This window comes from Proteus vulgaris, assembly GCF_033708015.1.
Lineage (GTDB): Bacteria > Pseudomonadota > Gammaproteobacteria > Enterobacterales > Enterobacteriaceae > Proteus.
This window is the reverse complement of sequence record NZ_CP137920.1, coordinates 2,220,564-2,237,070: the sequence shown is the minus strand read 5'-3', so window position 1 is coordinate 2,237,070 and position 16,507 is coordinate 2,220,564. Positions and strand designations below refer to the sequence as shown.

Annotated in this window: 16 protein-coding genes; 9 read left to right on the top strand and 7 right to left on the bottom strand. The window is 35.7% G+C overall.

All coding sequences use genetic code 11. The features are described 5' to 3' along the window. Nucleotides 1-363: 363 nt before the first annotated feature. Genes SB028_RS10635 through SB028_RS10615 form a run of 5 tightly spaced genes read left to right on the top strand, consistent with a single transcriptional unit; the run spans nucleotide 364 to nucleotide 6,028 of the window. On the top strand, nucleotides 364-954 hold the full coding sequence (locus tag SB028_RS10635; RefSeq protein ID WP_069369020.1) for a fimbrial protein: 591 nt from the start codon (nucleotides 364-366) through the stop codon (nucleotides 952-954). 46 nt (nucleotides 955-1,000) lie between these two features. Next, the gene (locus tag SB028_RS10630; protein ID WP_069369021.1) at nucleotides 1,001-1,693 is read left to right on the top strand and encodes a molecular chaperone; all 693 of its coding nucleotides are present in this window, start codon (nucleotides 1,001-1,003) and stop codon (nucleotides 1,691-1,693) included. A gap of 13 nt (nucleotides 1,694-1,706) precedes the next feature. Then, nucleotides 1,707-4,220 (top strand): fimbria/pilus outer membrane usher protein, encoded by a 2,514-nt coding sequence (locus SB028_RS10625; RefSeq protein ID WP_074454094.1) that lies wholly within the window; start codon nucleotides 1,707-1,709, stop codon nucleotides 4,218-4,220. Between the two features lie 11 nt (nucleotides 4,221-4,231). Continuing rightward, on the top strand, nucleotides 4,232-5,308 hold the full coding sequence (locus tag SB028_RS10620; RefSeq protein ID WP_069369022.1) for a fimbrial protein: 1,077 nt from the start codon (nucleotides 4,232-4,234) through the stop codon (nucleotides 5,306-5,308). Between the two features lie 12 nt (nucleotides 5,309-5,320). Beyond that, nucleotides 5,321-6,028, top strand: coding sequence for a molecular chaperone (locus SB028_RS10615; protein ID WP_069369023.1), 708 nt, complete (start codon nucleotides 5,321-5,323; stop codon nucleotides 6,026-6,028). Nucleotides 6,029-6,115: 87 nt separating this feature from the next. Here the strand turns inward: SB028_RS10615 and SB028_RS10610 are convergent, their stop codons facing one another. The 5 genes from SB028_RS10610 to SB028_RS10590 form a co-directional block, all read right to left on the bottom strand. After that, nucleotides 6,116-6,979, bottom strand: coding sequence for a siderophore-interacting protein (locus SB028_RS10610; protein ID WP_069369024.1), 864 nt, complete (start codon nucleotides 6,977-6,979; stop codon nucleotides 6,116-6,118). Nucleotides 6,980-7,344: 365 nt separating this feature from the next. Next, nucleotides 7,345-7,728 carry a DUF805 domain-containing protein gene (locus SB028_RS10605; protein WP_069369025.1) on the bottom strand — a complete coding sequence of 128 codons (384 nt, stop codon included), beginning with the start codon at nucleotides 7,726-7,728 and terminating at the stop codon, nucleotides 7,345-7,347. Between the two features lie 661 nt (nucleotides 7,729-8,389). Beyond that, nucleotides 8,390-8,551 (bottom strand): DUF2474 domain-containing protein, encoded by a 162-nt coding sequence (locus tag SB028_RS10600; protein ID WP_074454095.1) that lies wholly within the window; start codon nucleotides 8,549-8,551, stop codon nucleotides 8,390-8,392. Further along, nucleotides 8,532-9,539: a cytochrome d ubiquinol oxidase subunit II gene (cydB, locus tag SB028_RS10595; RefSeq protein ID WP_069369026.1), complete on the bottom strand. Its 1,008-nt coding sequence runs from the start codon at nucleotides 9,537-9,539 to the stop codon at nucleotides 8,532-8,534. Before cydB ends, SB028_RS10600 begins: the two co-directional genes overlap by 20 nt. Beyond that, nucleotides 9,529-10,863 carry a cytochrome ubiquinol oxidase subunit I gene (locus tag SB028_RS10590; RefSeq protein WP_069369027.1) on the bottom strand — a complete coding sequence of 445 codons (1,335 nt, stop codon included), beginning with the start codon at nucleotides 10,861-10,863 and terminating at the stop codon, nucleotides 9,529-9,531. Before SB028_RS10590 ends, cydB begins: the two co-directional genes overlap by 11 nt. 136 nt (nucleotides 10,864-10,999) lie before the next feature. Between SB028_RS10590 and SB028_RS10585 the strand changes: the two genes are divergently transcribed. Further along, nucleotides 11,000-12,415, top strand: coding sequence for a PLP-dependent aminotransferase family protein (locus SB028_RS10585; RefSeq protein ID WP_069369028.1), 1,416 nt, complete (start codon nucleotides 11,000-11,002; stop codon nucleotides 12,413-12,415). A gap of 113 nt (nucleotides 12,416-12,528) precedes the next feature. After that, nucleotides 12,529-13,098 carry a HutD family protein gene (locus SB028_RS10580; protein ID WP_069369029.1) on the top strand — a complete coding sequence of 190 codons (570 nt, stop codon included), beginning with the start codon at nucleotides 12,529-12,531 and terminating at the stop codon, nucleotides 13,096-13,098. A gap of 56 nt (nucleotides 13,099-13,154) precedes the next feature. Here SB028_RS10580 and SB028_RS10575 read toward each other — a convergent pair whose 3' ends face one another. Beyond that, nucleotides 13,155-13,766 carry a LysE family translocator gene (locus tag SB028_RS10575; RefSeq protein ID WP_069369030.1) on the bottom strand — a complete coding sequence of 204 codons (612 nt, stop codon included), beginning with the start codon at nucleotides 13,764-13,766 and terminating at the stop codon, nucleotides 13,155-13,157. 161 nt (nucleotides 13,767-13,927) lie between these two features. On the opposite strand from SB028_RS10575, the gene SB028_RS10570 reads away from it, so the two are divergent. Then, nucleotides 13,928-14,392 (top strand): Lrp/AsnC family transcriptional regulator, encoded by a 465-nt coding sequence (locus SB028_RS10570; RefSeq protein WP_069369031.1) that lies wholly within the window; start codon nucleotides 13,928-13,930, stop codon nucleotides 14,390-14,392. Nucleotides 14,393-14,529: 137 nt separating this feature from the next. On the opposite strand, the gene bla is transcribed toward SB028_RS10570, so the two are convergent. Then, entirely contained in the window at nucleotides 14,530-15,441 is a 912-nt protein-coding gene (gene bla, locus SB028_RS10565; protein ID WP_318859375.1) for a class A beta-lactamase, read from the bottom strand. Nucleotides 15,442-15,611: 170 nt separating this feature from the next. Between bla and SB028_RS10560 the strand changes: the two genes are divergently transcribed. Next, nucleotides 15,612-16,490: a LysR family transcriptional regulator gene (locus tag SB028_RS10560; protein WP_069369134.1), complete on the top strand. Its 879-nt coding sequence runs from the start codon at nucleotides 15,612-15,614 to the stop codon at nucleotides 16,488-16,490. The last annotated feature ends 17 nt before the right edge of the window (nucleotides 16,491-16,507 follow it).

Genomic DNA, 16,507 nt, shown 5'->3' with positions numbered 1-16,507 from the left:
ATCTTTTTTATTAATTATAGAACATTTAAGTTGAATAAAAGATTATCAAAACAAGTCAATTAATAAGCATTCCTTTTCTGATTAGTTATTAATAAATTAATTGTTATTGTTTTTTGGTTTATAATATTTCAATTAGATGATAATGATAGAATATTAATATTTCATATATTTATTAAATACAACTCCAATTATGTTTGACTTAAATCACAATTTTAAAAAACTCAATAAATTGCTCTGTTGGTTTTTTAAAGTATGACTAATATCAAATTGACTAGGGTCTTCATTCTTCACCTTTAGTTAATGATGGCAATAATAGAAGCTTATTTTTGCTAATTAAATATTTATCTATTCTTGGGGTTATATATGTTTAAAAATAAACTCCCACTGTCATTATTATCAGTGGCTATATTGTCGACGTCGGCATTTGCCGCAACCAACAGCGCTGGTGGAATAATTTCTTTCTCTGGTGCCATTAGTGATACCACTTGTACAATTAATGGAGGAAATAGTGCGGACTTTTCCATTTTATTAGATCCTATTACTGTAACGGATGCTGGAACAACGGCAAATACTGTTATTGCCAAAAATCAAAAAGAGTTTGCTTTGACATTCTCTGATTGTGCGCCAGCATCTACGCCGAGTGGAAGTAATTTAAAGATACATTTCTCATCTGCAAATACCATATCCACAAATGGATTATATTTAGTCAATGATACCACTAATGAAAATGATCCCTTAGTGGCAAAAAATGTTGGTTTTAGTTTATCAACACCCGCCGCACCTACGGTTGCGATACCACTGAATGCAACTTTTGATACAGGCATTAAAGGTGATAAAACAGCACCAGATTCAGATACTCTGCGTTTAATTGCCAGTTATTATAAAACAAATGCGACGGCGGCTAAAACAGGGCCCGTGCATTCTAGCGTTATTTATACAGTATCTTATTTATAATATAAAAAGCCAGACTCAATGGGTCTGGCTTTTTTGGGGGCTTATAATGAAAAAATTAATATTTCTTTTAATTATCTTGATATTACCCTCGACTGTATTAGCGAATATTATTATTAATGGTACTCGTGTTATCTATCATGAAGGAACAGACAGTGTTAATATTCAATTAACTAATAATGGTGATTTAGCTTCATTAGTACAAAGTTGGATAGATGATGGTGACATAAATTCAACACCTGAAGATGCAAACTCTCCTTTTTATTTATATCCACCGATTGTAAAAATTGCAGGTAGGCAAGGTCAAACATTAAAAATAAAAAATACTGATAAAACATCATCGGGCAATATTGAGCAAGTCTATTATTTAAATATTTTGGATATTCCAGAGAATGCGGAAGTACTAAAAGGAAAAAGCTATCTTCAATTAGCAATGAAAACAAGAATTAAAATTTTCTATCGACCTGAAGGACTTACTGATAATCCAGAGCGTATTAATGAAAAAGTTACTTATCAATTAAATGGTAATAAAGTTTTAGTTAAAAATAACTCACAATATCATTTCACAATCGCATCTATTTCTACACAAGAGACACCACGTCTTACGCTTACTGATTCTGAAATGATCCCTCCACAATCTTCTCGTGAGTTACCTTTAATTAATAGATTAATAAGTAATTCCGTTGTTGTTATTTATGTTGATGATTTTGGTGTTTATAAATCACAGAATATTAAACTCTAATCGAGATAACATCGTGAATAATCCAAAATATCTCTCAATCCTTATTTTTTTAGGAATACAAAGTTATGCTCAGGATCTGTATGCAGAGGGATTTGATACATCTTTATTAGTAGGAAAATCAAAGAATAGTGATATTTCACGATTTTATATTGATGACAAAATTCCAGAAGGAAAACAACTAGTCGATGTTTATATTAATCAAGTATGGAAAGGACAATTTGAAGTCAATGTGCTAGGGAATAATGCAGGTATTAGTTTTGAACCGAATGATGTAAATAAGTTAGGTTTAAATTTATCGTTGTTAGCAAAACAAAAAATAGCACAGAACAACACAATTTTATCCAATGAGTTGGCAACAGGGGTTGCTTCAACATTAGATGTTAATAGATTAAGGCTCGATATCACTGCACCTCAGATCTCTGTTAAACAATCAGAAGTAGGGTATGTAGACCCCAGTTATTGGGAGCAAGGCATTTCTGCACTGATATTGTCTTATAATTTAAACTATTATAACTATAAAGAAAAAAAAGGAAGTAAAAGCAATAACGAGAATTTTTTTGCCAATATTAATTCAGGTATTAATTTAGGCGCGTGGCAATTTAGAGATGAATCTAACTACTCTTATTATTCTCATGGCAAAAGCCAATGGAAAAATAATACACGCTATGTTTATAAAGCATTAAGCCAGATAACCGCAGGCTTAACAATTGGCGATTTTTATACGCCGGCAACACTTTTTACCAGTATTTCATTTAGAGGAGCGTCATTGGCAACTGAAATGGGCATGTTACCTAATTCAAGCCAAGGATTTGCTCCTATTATTCGTGGCGTTGCACAAACAAACGCATTAGTTAGTGTTTATCAAAATGAAAACTTAGTTTTTCAAGAGAATGTACCACCGGGTGAGTTTTCTTTCCGTGATATTCAGCCAACGGCTGGTGGGGGTGATCTGTTAGTGGTTATTCAAGAAGCCGATGGCAGAAGAGAGTCATTTACAGTGCCATTTTCAGCCGTTCCCGACATGCTAAAAGAAGGGGTTTATCGTTATAACGTGATACTGGGAGAGTCACGAATAAACAATACAGATTACCGACCTAAATTTGTGCAAGGTGAACTTCATTATGGTTTAAATAATCTGGTTACGCTTTATGCAGGTGGCATTGTCAGTGAAGATTATTATTCAGCATTGATTGGTAGTGGTTGGAATTTTAAGTTTGGGGCGATTTCTGCTGATATTACTCATGCAAGTGCAGATTTACAAAAAGACAAAAAAACAGGACAAAGTTTTCGTCTCTCATATAGCAAATATATGGATGCGACACTAACGAATTTAACATTGGCGGCTTATCGTTACTCTACCCGTGATTATTATAGCTTTGTGGACTCAATTTACGCTCATGACAACTATCAGGCTTGGAAAGATTATCAACATGATCTTGCTAAACAGCAGGGGAATAATAATGCTTCTTCTGATTTAGATCTCACAACGTTTGATGCATTACGAGGTTCTAGAGCAAAAAATACGTTTACTGTAAATCTTAATCAATATTTAGGTGGGCAGCGTGGCGTTATTTTTCTTTCAGGAACACATCGAAACTATTGGAATACGGATGAGAGTAATCGTGAGTATCAGTTAGGTTATTCAAATAACTATAAAGATATTGCTTATAATTTTTCTGTATCGAAATTAAGAAATTACGATAATAAAGAAGAAACTCGTTATTATTTAAACGTCAGTGTGCCAATTTCATTTTTTGACAAAAGAGCCAATATTAATACTTCAGTTTATGCGACTGATTCACGCTATCAGCAATCTACATTGAGTATAAGTGGAACTGCGGGTCAAGATGATTTGATCAATTATACTTTAACCAGCTCAAATCAAACGGGTGGCAATAATTTAATCGGCGCGAATATGAGTTATCGACATCCTTATAGCACCTTATCTGCCTCTTACACTGAAGCCAATAATTATCGCCAAGGAGGATTAGGCACTAGAGGAACGATTGTCGCTATTCCTAATCATATTGTATTTTCTGGAGATACAGGAAATACGTATACCATTATTGAAGCCCCTATGGCGAATAATATGATGGTAAATGGGAATAAAGCGACATTAACTAATAATCATGGTGTTGTTTTAGTGGCGAATACGATCCCTTATCGTACTAACACCTATGTGTTAACGAATACAGAATATCCATCGAATGCAGAAGTTGTAGGAAATATAACGCATGTTACGCCTTATTTAGGTGCGGTTAATCATCTCTCACTAACCACGGATCAACGCCAAACTTTTATTATTAGAGCATCTTTAGAAAATAATGAAAGCTTACCTTTCGGTACTGAAATTTTAAATAATAAAAAACAGAGTATCGGTTATGTGGGGCAATCGAGTGTACTTTATTTTAAAAGCGATGCATTACCTTCTTCTATCTCGATTAAATTAAATGAAACAGGAAAAACAGAGTGTGTGATTAATCATTTAGTTAATACGATGGATAAAAATAGTAATATTTGTCGATAAAGGAACGCCATATGAAATCATCTGCCTTTATATTTTTAATGCTATTAGGAACAATAAGTCAGCAAGCTATTGCTAACTGTAAACCCGATAGCACTATTACTGCACCCAATGTGAGTTTTGATTTATCTGCAGATTTAAATGCAACTTCAACAACAATCACCAAAACGAGCAGAACAACATTTCCTGGTACATTTAAATGCACAGCAAGAGGATTATTTCCCAATACAGTAGGAATTGCTTCACCTTTTAATGATGGTCGAACGGGAACAATTGGTTTTAATGGTGGTAAGCAATTTGTCTCTATTACGTTAACGGCATTAGAAAAAGATAATGTAACGAATATTTCAGCGGGCACACATCCCGCATCAGATTTAGATACTAATTTTACCTTGAAATTTACCTTATTGAGCAGTAAACCCTCAAGCAATTACACAGAAGTTAGTGGTAGTACAGCGATTGTAAATCCTGTTATTTTAGCTTCAGATGCATCAAGTATGGGACTTGTTCAATGGTTATTGACTATTGTTACCAAGTTAATTCAATTTTTATTAACTTGGCAATGGCCCGTTGATCAGAACGATATTTTTTTACAGCCGATGCAAATTACTTATAACCCAGTGATGACAACCTGTAATTTTTCTAATGCAGGTTTAGTTGTTTCATTACCATTAATTAGTATTAAAGAGGCAAAAACGGTAAATAAAGCAGGATATACTCCCTTTATATTAAACTTTACGTGCCAAGACTTTTTAAGTGGTTCAAAAACATCACGTAATATTAAAATGTTTTTATCAAGCCAAAATTTATTGGCAACGGATAAAACGGTATTAACCAACACAACAGCACAAGGCGCGAGTGGGATTGGATTTCGTATAGTAAAAAGTGATAACACGACAAGTCCGCTTATTTTATCTGACAACATTAATACACAAGGTAGTGCGACTAGCATTTTTAGTGTCAATCAAGGTGGAACCTTATCCTCTGCATTCTCTATTAATATGGGAGCTTATTATTATCCTTATAATGTTAACTCCGTCACTCAAGGGAAAATAACAAGCACGGCGACGTTAGTCATGTCTTATGATTAAAGAGTATATCTAATGAAAAAAATAATGAATGCGACTTTTATTTTATTATTTATGCTTATCACATCCATAACCAAGGCGAGTGTAGTACTTGAGCGTACTCGTCTAATTTTTCCTATGGATAATTCAACACGCACATTGCAAATTTTTAATCACAGTGAACAACCCACATTAATTCAAGCTTGGATAGATGATGGTGATATTGCATCAACGCCGGAGACGACAACGGTCCCTTTTATTGTTATTCCCCCGATGGCGAAAATGACGGCAAAGGGGGGATTACAATTAAAAATACAACAATTAGAAAATAGGTTGCCTAAAGATAGAGAATCTGTTTTTTATTTAAATGTATTAGATATTGCACCGAAACCCCAAAATAAAGAAAACTTCAGTACGTTGCAATTAGCATTGCAAACGCGTATTAAACTTTTTTATCGTCCCGCACAACTTAAGTTAACTACCGAAGAGGTTTTTAAACAAATAGTGATAACTCATCATGGAAAATATTTAGAAATAAATAATCCTACTGCTTATTATTTTACAATTTCGAAGCTCTCTTTTGATGATAAAAAAGAAGAACTTTTAACAAATGCTATTATGATTGCTCCTTTTGCAAAACAGCAAATTCAATATCAAGAGCGAATTGACATGAACCAAGACATTACAATCAGCTATATAGATGATGATGGACGTTATCAGCAAAATAAGAAAAATATACATTAATTACGTTTTTATAATAAAACAGGCTGCTTATTATTGAGAGAGTTAATAGGCAGCCTGACGGTTAACGCTTAATTTTTAATGTATCGCTTAGCTTACGTCTTCATTATCCATAACATGGTGACGTTCAGCGTGATAGCCTTCTTCGTCATAACCAAAACGCCAATAAGGAATGGCATAAATCAAGCTACGATCGTACCCGTTATCTCGGCGAATATGACGTCTTAATGCACGAATAATTTTGTCTTCACCGGCAATCCAAAATGCGACATCTTCAGCAGGTAATTCCCATGATATAAATTCATTAATTAAGTTTTGAGTTTGTTCTTCAACAGAACCTATTAACCAAATTATCTCTAAGCCACTTGGGTGGTTAATTTCTTGGCGATGAGTTTCGTCTTCTACGCGTATAACGACTTTTCCTTGAACATTCGGTTGCATGGTTTCAATTAAAGCCATTAAAGCAGGTAATGAACTCGGATCGGCTGCCATATAGTAATGTGAAGCGGGTGCTAATAAAGGCTCAGGGCCACCAGGATTCGTGATCCCAATATAGTCGCCTTGCTGAGCATTTAGCGCAAAGTGAATAGCAGGGCCTGCATCGTCATGTACCGCAAATTCAATATCTAACTCTTTTTGTTCAGGACGAATAGCTCGAACACTATAGGTACGTACGATTGATTTTGGTTCGCCTTCAGGCCATTTAGGACCTTTTTCAGAAAAGCCGGGGACGGTTGGTTTAACTTGACCTTCTAAAGGTAAGAATATTTTTAAATGTGCCCCCGCAGTATTTGCTGGGTAAGTATCTAAATCATCACTTGTAAAAGTGATACAACGCATTCCTGGTGTCACATCAGTAATGCGCTTTACTTGAACTAGACGAGGAGGCGCTGGTTTATAAATCGTTTTTTCTTGAGGTGTTTTTAGGTTACTCACGTTTTTTACCTGACTCATTTAATTGTTTTTTCGACGTAGATATTATCATTTTCAATTAATAATGATAGTCATTATCAACGTTAGCATTGATTTAGTAAAGGAATACGTATTTTTTACTTATATAGTGTGATTAGGGCCAAACGAGTAATAAAAAATTTAAGAATCAATGCGATAAGTTTGATGTAAGAACTCTGTAACATTAATTAGAGAATTCAGAGGTAAATAAAAATAGCAAAGTATAATGCGGTAGGAGATGGGGGAGTGATTTAAAGAAAGGACATGTTTTCAGATGGTCGTAATAAAAGTGGGGAAAATCAATTAATACAGTGAGTAAACTTAATATAGGTACACTCACTGTATTGTCATATTAATTCAGCAATAGATTAAGCTTTAGGGTCTGGGCCGAATCTGTTGTCACCTTTAGTACCTTCAAGGCACATAAAGACAAAAACAATTAATCCACCAATAGCGGGAATAAATGCAAGTAAGAACATCCAACCTGATTTATCTTGGTCGTGGAAGCGACGAATAGTTACTGCAATGCTAGGTACGATAACAGCTAAAGAGTAGATGCCTAAAATAATACCAACAATTGAACCTAATCCACTCATTTCACCCGTATTCATATCTATTGATGAAATTACAATAGCGTATAAAACAGTAATAATAATGGTATTTACGAGTGTAAACATCCAATATTCTTTTCTGCGAGCACGGCCTGAAAAGTTAGCGTAATTATTTTTAATGACTTCCAAATACCAATTCATGACTTCATCCTTAATTTAGTAGCAACAATACGTAAGCCTAGTGTAAGTGATCTTTCTTATCAATTAAGATAAATCTAAATTATCAAAATCTGTATTTTTAACAGAGATTATCCACCCTTTTAATAGGGAGTGTATTTAATTCTTGAATTAAACATATAGGCATATCTAAATGACGCACTTGACGTGTTTTTATTTAAAAATACAGACAGATATAACTGCTCTAGGCGGCGATATCATAATTACTTTGGAAACCTAATTCAACATTCATTCCATCTTATTTCTAGAAAAGATGGCTTTTTATAGGATTATCTATATTTTAATTTATCGTAATAAATGCATAAAAAAGATTTTATCTCTTATTATTAATCAAAAGTGATGTGTTTAAAGTGATTTTATCAAGGAGTATGATCTAAATTTAGTTAATCATAGGAAAATAAAAATATTTGTTTTTGTGTTTTCTTTTATAACAAAGTCATTTATATAAAATGAGCTGTAAAAAAGTATCTAATAAGAATAGTTTAAGTTTTACTGACATTAAAGCGTACCCTTTATCTTAAATAAAGATAAAAGGGCTGAAGATAATTCCAGCCCTTTTTTACTTTTATTCCATAGCTTACCGTATTGGATGCTAATTAATTATATTGCTGTATGGACTTTGCCTTTACTTGACTTTCATTCCCGCTAATGTCATTAAAAAACGAAATAGAGAAGAAACAGCAAATAAAGCTAATACACTACAAAACCAAATAGTAATCAACCATCCCCATTTTTTTAATAATGAGGGTTTATTTTGTATTTGTGGATCAGTGATAACCTTCTTCATAATTTGTTTTTCCTCTGAAAACGTAATAACTCCAGAATGTGTAAACGAGAATGATTGGAATAATAAATAGTGCGCCAACTAGCATAAATCCTTGGCTTTCAGGTGGTGCAGAGGCTTCTACAAAACTAATTGTAGGTGGAATAATGTTAGGCCAAATACTTATCCCTAATCCTGCAAAACCTAAGAAAACTAAAGCCAGTGCACCAAAGAAAGGAAGATAATGACCCCGCTTTTTCACTGAGCGTAAAATTAACCAAGTGCTGTACAACACTAAAAGAGGAACAGGTAAAAAGAAGAATAGGTTCGGTAATGTGAACCAACGTTCAGCAATCGCAGGTTGTGCTAATGGTGTCCATGCACTGACGACGGCAATGACCGCAAGCATAATAAGTGTAAGAGGTTTAGCAACCTTATAGAGTTCCTGTTGTAAATGACCTTCGGTTTTCATAATTAGCCAGCCACACCCTAATAATGAATAGGCGATAACTAATCCAACCCCACAAAAGAGAGCAAAAGGGGATAACCAGTCAAAATAACTACCTGCAAAAGCGCGATTAACAACAGGTAAACCTTGAACAACGCTACCCACGACAACACCTTGCATAAAGGTGGCTAAGATAGAACCCAAGATAAATGATTTATCCCAAAAGCCTTTGTGGTGGTCATCGGCTTTAAAGCGAAATTCAAAAGCGACACCACGAAAAATTAAGGCAACAAGCATTAAGGTTAAAGGCATTGCCAAAGCATCAAGAATAACCGAGTAAGCTAATGGGAAGGCACCAAATAATGCAGCTCCTCCTAGAACTAACCATGTTTCGTTACCATCCCATACAGGGGCAACGGTATTCATCATTAAGTCACGATCTTGGTCACTTTTAATAAATGGGTAAAGTATACCGATACCCAGATCGAACCCATCCATCACAATATACATTAACGTACTAAATACGATAATAATGAACCAAATAACGGGTAAATCAATTCCCATGATGAACCTCCGGCGTACCTTTTCGGATCAGTTTTAACATATAGGCATATCCAACACCGAATACAGAACTATAAACAACTAAGAAGATCAGCAGGCTGATGCTCATATGCATTTCGCCATGTGCAGATACCGCATCTCGTGTTCGTTGTATGCCATAAACAACCCAAGGTTGACGTCCTACTTCTGTTGTAAACCAACCCGCAAGAATAGCGATAAGTCCTGAAGGTGCCATTAAGAAAGTTAAACGTAAGAACGCTTTAGATTCATACAGTTTCTTTTTATATCGCAGCCAAGTTCCCCAAACACCGACTAAAATCATTAACATGCCAAGACCAACCATAATGCGGAAAGACCAGAAAACGATAAGTGAATTAGGTCGATCTTCTTTAGGAAACTCTGTTAATGCTGGAACTTGTTTGTCTAAGCTGTGAGTTAAGATCATGCTGCCAAGATAAGGGATTTCTATCTTATATTTCGTTTCTTCAGCATTCATATCAGGTACACCAAAGAGAATTAACGGTGTTGCTTCTCCCGGTTCATTTACCCAGTGACCTTCAATAGCGGCAATTTTAGCGGGTTGATGTTTTAGGGTATTTAAACCATGGGCATCACCAATGAAGGCTTGAATGGGCGCTAAAATTAAAATCATCCATAAAGACATTGAAAGCATCTTTTTCATGGCGGATGTTTTATGACCTTTGAGCAGATGCCATGAAGCAGATGCAGCAATAAAGAAGGCAGACGCTAGGAAAGCAGCAACACCCATATGAGCAAGACGATATGGGAACGATGGATTGAAAATAACGGCGATCCAATCTACTGGAACCACTTGGTTATTTATAATTTCAAACCCTTGAGGTGTTTGCATCCAACTATTTGAAGCTAAGATCCAAAACGTAGACATTAATGTGCCTAATGCCACCATACAGGTTGCGAAAAAGTGAAGCTTTTCACCGACTTTATTCCAGCCAAATAACATCACACCTAAGAAACCAGCTTCTAAGAAGAAAGCAGTAAGTACTTCGTAAGTGAGTAGAGGGCCTGTAATTGAGCCCGCAAAATCAGAGAAGAAACTCCAGTTGGTTCCAAATTGATAGGCCATCACTAAACCAGAGACAACGCCCATAGCAAAGTTAACAGCGAATATTTTCGACCAAAAATGGAATAGCGCTAAATAATCCTTATTGCGAGTTTTTAACCATAAACCTTCCAATACGGCTAAAAAGCTAGCCAGTCCAATAGTAATTGCGGGGAAGATAATATGAAAAGAAACTGTGAACGCAAATTGGATACGCGCCAAATCAAAGGCACTTAACCCAAGCATAAAAACCTCGTTTTATAGATATAAAAATGTAAATTGCAGGTAAATCGTGTGGATTAGTAGACCATATGACAGTAAACTATAATAGTGACAATAAGTTTAAAAATGACTATAACAGTTCTGAGGTAAACAGTTTTATATGACTCGATATGAACAGCTTGCAGCGCAAATACGCCAACAAATTGAAGATAATATCTGGCAATCTGGCGACCGTTTACCTTCATTGCGGGATACGGTGAAACAATCAGGTTTAAGCTTAATGACCGTTTTGCAATCGTATCAGTTATTAGAAAGCCAAGGATGGATAACCGCGCGACCACAATCCGGTTATTATGTTGCACATCGTAATACACGCTTTGGTCAAGTGACAGCCAGTAAAGGGTTACACATGAGTGAAAATGTTGAAATAAGCACCTCCATTTTCAATGTACTTCAAGCGTGTAAAGATCCTGAAATTATTCCTTTTGGTTCTGCTTTTCCCGATCCCAGTTTATTCATTCAGCCTAAATTAAGTAGTGCATTGGCTTCTGCCGCAAGGCATTTAGCACCTCAAAGTTCCGTGATCAATCTTCCACCAGGAAATGAAAAGTTACGCCGTAACATTGCGCAACGCTATGCATTACAAGGAATTCATGTCTCTCCTGATGATATTGTGATTACTGCGGGTGCAATGGAATCACTCAGTTTTAGTTTGCAAGCGGTTACCGAACCGGGTGATTGGGTTGTGATTGAATCACCCGCATTTTATGGTGCATTACAAGCCATTGAACGTTTACGATTAAAAGCGATTGCCATTAGAACCGATCCCGTAACAGGAATTTGTTTAGATGAACTCGAAAAAGTCGTTGAACAATACGATATTAAAGCCTGTTGGTTAATGAGTCATTGTCAAAATCCATTAGGTGGGACAATGCCTGATGAAAATAAAATAAGGCTAGTGGATATTTTGGCGAGGAAACAGATAACGCTAATCGAAGATGATGTCTATGGAGAACTCTATAATAGTCAAAAAGCACCTATGCCAGTAAAAGGTTTTGATAAAACAAATAGCGTTTTACATTGTGCTTCATTTTCTAAATGTCTTGCACCTGGGTTTCGTGTGGGCTGGGTTGCAGCTGGAAAACATGCAACAAAAATACAGCAGTTACAAATGATGAGTACTGTGTCTGCCAGTATGCCAACACAACAAGCTATTGCTGATTATTTGTCACAAGGTGGCTACGATACGCATCTTCGCCGATTAAGATTATTATTAGAACAACGGCGTTATCGTATGTTGCAGGCGATACAAACGTATTTACCAGAAGATGTGAAAGTGAATATTCCATCAGGAGGATATTTTCTTTGGTTAGAGTTTGAATCAACATTTGATGCGAATAAACTTTATCACTTTGCATTAGAAAGAGGTGTCAGTATTGCACCGGGTTCAATGTTTTCCACTAGCTCTCAATTTAATCATGCCTTTCGTTTAAATTCCTCTTTTCAATGGAATAATCGTACTGAAAAAGGAATGGAAATTATTGGTGAAGGGTGCAGGAAATTACGACGTAAATAGCTGACGTCAGCGCACATTTTTAAAAGTTATTTATTGATTTATTGACGGTAATCTCCAATGATTAATTCTTAACCTCATTATCAGACTGATGCCAGATATTGCAGGAGGATACAATGAAGCTACGTTGTTTTGATCAACAAGAGTTACCGTTTATACCATGGAGTAATCAAAAAGGCACAACGCAAGAAATTGTATGTTGGCCGGTTAATAATGATTTTTCATGGCGAGCGTGTTTAACCTCTATCGAAGAGAATAGCTCATTAGGTCAGTTTCCTGATATTGAACGGCAAATGGTGCTATTAGAAGGTAATGGTATCAATTTAAATAGCCCCGGTTTTCTTAGTCATTCCGTTACAGACTCTTATCAGCCTTTTGATTTTTCAGGTGATATCCATGTTAAATCTGAACTTATTAAAGGTAGCGTAAAGTGCTTAAATATTATGGTACGTCGGACGTGTTGGAAAGCAGATACAACGCTAGTCACACAACCGCTTATTTTACCTAGTTCTCATGCTGGATTAATTTATGTCACTCAAGGTGAATGGGCTTTAATAGGCGCGACTTGTCAGCGTTTATCAAAAGGACAGGGGGCTTGGTGGTTACCTGATATTCGAGAAGGTGAAATAAGACCGTTAACCACAAATTGCCAATTATTATGGGCAGATATTCGACCACTTAAATAGAGGCATTCTTGTGGTCAAATTCTGACTAGAATAATAAATAGTGCTTAGGATTAAGGCTAATTTAAAGCCAGATTAATTGCCGCAAAAGTGAGTAATCCACCTGCAATGCCATCATTACAGCGGCGACGTTTTTCACTAAAACCGCCTTTTAAACCAATATAAGCAAAAAAGGTACCGAGCAGACCATAAATAATTAAGCAAGTCGTGATAAATATCCCAGATAACAGTAATGATTGTGTCGCGATATCATTATGATTATCAATAAAGTTTGGTAAAATAGCGAGATAAACTAAGAGTCCTTTGGGGTTTAAAAAACTGGTTAAAAAACCTTTACGAAATAGGTGAGAGGTTTTTGATGCATCAAGGGCTAATTGGCCTTTTTTGCAGGCAGATATCAACATTTTGGCTGCAAGATAACTGATATAGAACACACCAACCCATTTGAGTAAATGAAATAAAATGGGGGATGCTGATACTAAGGCTGCAAGCCCTAATGCACTCAGTAATGCATGGGTTAAATAGCCTGATATAACGCCAGTATTAGCAATCCATGCTGATTTCATACCACCCGATAGCCCTTGGGATGAAATAAAAAGAATATCGGGCCCAGGCGTACAGATAAGCGGTAGAACCGTCAGTGCGAATAATAATAAAGTGTTAAATTCCATCTTTTCACCTGATAGAGAGAGTTTAAGAGAAATATCGTTTTTGCTGTGAAATTTAGCGGAAAGATTATATGATGTTTTCGAAAAAATCGGGTTGCTTTGTTGCTAACAAAAAGAATTAATTGGCAATAAAATTCCACAAATAGAATTAAGGTTAATCTTTGATGTCAATAAAATTAGATAAGATAGATAAGCATATTTTGCAGGTGCTTCAACGTGATGGCAAAATCCAGAACATTGAGCTAGCAAAAGAGGTTGGGCTTTCACCTTCTCCTTGTCTTCGTCGTGTGCGTTTACTCGAAGAGTCGGGTGTGATCACTCGCTATGTTGCTGTATTAGATGGTGGTAAGGTTGATGCAGGATTATCTTTATTTGCTCGAATTTGGTTTAGAGCTCAAGATGCGGAAACTATTGAAGAATTTGTAAAGGCTATCAAGGTATTACCTGAAGTGGTTGAGTGTCATTTAATGGCAGGTGAATGCGATGCGCTTATTCGAATTGTGACTAAAGATTTAGCAACCTATCGCCGCTTTCATGCCGATTATTTAACGCAAATTCCAAGCATCCAAAGTATAAAAACAGAAGTCCCCATGGAAACGGTAAAAGTGAGTTTTGCTTTACCCCTTTAATATGATAACAACTATCTTATTTGAGATGATTTAATACACATTGCATAGCAAAGTTAGATTAAAGATAAAATAAAAAATAAAGCAAAAAAGCTGAGACAAACAAGATTTGTACTCAGCTTTTTTATTGTTATTGATGTTTACAATAGCGTGTTATTCCTATTTTTTTGTGATGTGATAAATGGTTTTGTTACAATTTCTGCTACCTTAGCAATAATATCTTTACGGTGTTTTGCATCTTGTCTTTGTTGTGTGAAATAGACGACTAAAATTAATGGTGCATGATTGTCAGGCCAAATCACAGCAATGTCGTTAGTCGTACCATAGTCACCACTGCCCGTTTTATCCCCAACAATCCACTGTTTTGGTAAACCGGCTTTAATACTGTGATCACCTGTTGTATTACCTTTTAACCAAGTAACCAGTTGTTGACGTTGAGATCCGCCCAGAGCGTCACCTAATGCCAATACTTGAAGACTTTTAGCCATGGCAATTGGAGATGTTGTATCACGAGGGTCACCATGAATTGCTGTATTTAATTCAGGCTCTTTACGATCTAGGCGATATGTCACATCATTAATTGAGCGTGCAAATTGAGTGACTTTGGCTGGACCCCCTAAATAATCTAATATTTTGTTCATTGCTGTATTATCACTATATTGTAATGTAGCAGCACTTAATTCAGCCAAAGACATTCCTGTTACTAAATGTTTTTCTGTAATAGGGCTGTAAGCGACTAAATCAGATTTTGTAATCGTAATATTCTTATCTAATAATCCAGCTTGTTTTTCACTTTCTTTTAAAATAGCAGCAACAGCCATAACCTTGCTTGTACTTGCCATCGCAAAGCGTTCTTCACCCCGATATGTTATTTGTGAGTTATCTTCCGTGTTGATTAAAGCAACGCCTAAACGACCTTGGCTATATTTTTCAAGCGTACTTAATTGCGCTTCAATCGTATTATTGGTGTTAGCCCATAGTATTGGAGATGCCAATAGAGATATTAATGAAACTGTGATCGTGGCTGCTTGGCGAAATGTTATTTTAAACATAGTTATTGTTGCTCATATTAAGTTGATGAAAAAATATCAATATAAATAGACAGTTATTGAGTAGATATAGAGCCGTTTATTTATAAGTGCAAATATCCTATTTAATTGATTTATTGACAATCGATAATAAATCACTTTAGCTTATAGAAAATCTAATGACTAAGGGTATTATGCGAACTCATCTCCCCCTAAATGCATTACGTGCATTTGAAACTTCAGCAAGACACCTTAATTTCACCAAAGCAGCATTAGAGCTGTATGTCACTCAAGGGGCTGTTAGCCAACAAGTGAGAATGTTAGAAGAGCGACTTGGCGTTATTCTTTTTAAGCGCTTACCTCGGGGCTTAGAAATGACGGATGATGCTCAGATTTTATTTTCTGTATTAACAACGGCTTTTAGTGATATTGAGCGTGTGTTTAAGCAATTTGAACGTGGTGAATATCGCGATGTTGTTTCAATTGCGGCTGTCGGCACATTTGCTGTGGGATGGCTATTACCCAGATTGACTGAATTTAGGCAGTTATATCCAAGAATAGAAGTGAATTTAAGAACTAATAATAATGTGGTTAATTTGGCTACTGAAGGATTAGATTTTGCGATCCGATTTGGTGAAGGCTTATGGCCATTGACGCATAATAAAACATTATTTTCTGCACCATTGACGGTGTTATGTTCATTAAATACGGCGAAACGTTTACAGCATCCGACTGATTTAATAAATGAAAATCTCTATCGTTCTTATCGAGAAGATGAGTGGTTACAATGGTTTGAAAAAGCAGATATGTCGCCGATAAAAATAACGGGGGCTATTTTTGACTCTTCCCGCTTGATGGTTGAAAGTGCAATTTATGAGGGGGGAGTTGCATTAGCACCCGCAAAAATGTTTTCAAGAGAAATTAAACATGGTCAGTTAATACAACCCTTTAAAATAGAAGTTGAAATGGGAAAATATTGGCTAACCTATTTAAAATCAAAGCCAATGACAGCCTCAATGGAAATATTTCAACAGTGGTTAATAAGTGAAGCGCAAAAAGAATGTAATGAGTGATATAAAATAAATAGCAC

Coding starts and splice junctions, on each gene's coding strand:
- SB028_RS10570 (WP_069369031.1), top strand. CDS start 13,928: ATGTCAATAAAATTAGATAAGATAGATAAGCATATTTTGCAGGTGCTT.
- SB028_RS10560 (WP_069369134.1), top strand. CDS start 15,612: ATGCGAACTCATCTCCCCCTAAATGCATTACGTGCATTTGAAACTTCA.
- cydB (WP_069369026.1), bottom strand. CDS start 9,539: ATGGGAATTGATTTACCCGTTATTTGGTTCATTATTATCGTATTTAGT.
- SB028_RS10605 (WP_069369025.1), bottom strand. CDS start 7,728: ATGAATTGGTATTTGGAAGTCATTAAAAATAATTACGCTAACTTTTCA.
- SB028_RS10600 (WP_074454095.1), bottom strand. CDS start 8,551: ATGAAGAAGGTTATCACTGATCCACAAATACAAAATAAACCCTCATTA.
- SB028_RS10635 (WP_069369020.1), top strand. CDS start 364: ATGTTTAAAAATAAACTCCCACTGTCATTATTATCAGTGGCTATATTG.
- SB028_RS10575 (WP_069369030.1), bottom strand. CDS start 13,766: ATGGAATTTAACACTTTATTATTATTCGCACTGACGGTTCTACCGCTT.
- SB028_RS10630 (WP_069369021.1), top strand. CDS start 1,001: ATGAAAAAATTAATATTTCTTTTAATTATCTTGATATTACCCTCGACT.
- SB028_RS10590 (WP_069369027.1), bottom strand. CDS start 10,863: ATGCTTGGGTTAAGTGCCTTTGATTTGGCGCGTATCCAATTTGCGTTC.
- bla (WP_318859375.1), bottom strand. CDS start 15,441: ATGTTTAAAATAACATTTCGCCAAGCAGCCACGATCACAGTTTCATTA.
- SB028_RS10620 (WP_069369022.1), top strand. CDS start 4,232: ATGAAATCATCTGCCTTTATATTTTTAATGCTATTAGGAACAATAAGT.
- SB028_RS10585 (WP_069369028.1), top strand. CDS start 11,000: ATGACTCGATATGAACAGCTTGCAGCGCAAATACGCCAACAAATTGAA.
- SB028_RS10610 (WP_069369024.1), bottom strand. CDS start 6,979: ATGAGTCAGGTAAAAAACGTGAGTAACCTAAAAACACCTCAAGAAAAA.
- SB028_RS10580 (WP_069369029.1), top strand. CDS start 12,529: ATGAAGCTACGTTGTTTTGATCAACAAGAGTTACCGTTTATACCATGG.
- SB028_RS10615 (WP_069369023.1), top strand. CDS start 5,321: ATGAAAAAAATAATGAATGCGACTTTTATTTTATTATTTATGCTTATC.